Here is a 508-nt window from a genome sequence, read left to right on the forward strand (position 1 = left end):
TCGCAGTTCAGTTCCTCAAGCCGGACCTGTTCGTCGACGGTGATGCGGATCTTGGCCGTCTGGTACGATTGACGCCACAGCGCCACCTCGTTGATAGCCAGTGCCGAAATCGTTTCGCCTTCCGAGGTCACGGCCAGCATCTCCAGCGGGCGGATGGTTTCGGCGACGGCGGCTTCGAGACGCTCGGTCAGGCCACCGGAACGATACTCGTTCATCAGGAAGCCGATGGTGCCACGGTTCATGCCGTAGACCTTCTTGCCGGTCCCCATCGTGTCGCGCAGGGTCTGCAGCAGGAAGCCGTCACCCCCAAGGGCAACGACGATCTCGGCCTCCTCGACGGAAGACTGGCCATAGCGCGCCGACAGGCTTTCCAGCGCCGTCTTGGCGTCAGCGGTGTCGGACGAGACGAAGGCGATGTGGCTGGCGGCTTTGCTCATGGCTCCCCGATGACGACCGGTGGCAGCGGCAGGGCCGCGCCAATTTCGGGGTAGCATGGGCGGGGTAGGTC

The 508-nt window shown here is 64.4% G+C and carries 1 pseudogene; it reads right to left on the bottom strand.

From position 1 onward, the window contains the following. Positions 1–437, bottom strand: a pseudogene (locus EN879_RS38400) (NAD kinase); the annotation flags it as partial. Between the last annotated feature and the right edge of the window lie 71 nt (positions 438–508).

The organism is Mesorhizobium sp. M7A.F.Ca.AU.002.02.1.1, from assembly GCF_003998535.1.
GTDB classification, from domain to species: domain Bacteria; phylum Pseudomonadota; class Alphaproteobacteria; order Rhizobiales; family Rhizobiaceae; genus Mesorhizobium; species Mesorhizobium ciceri.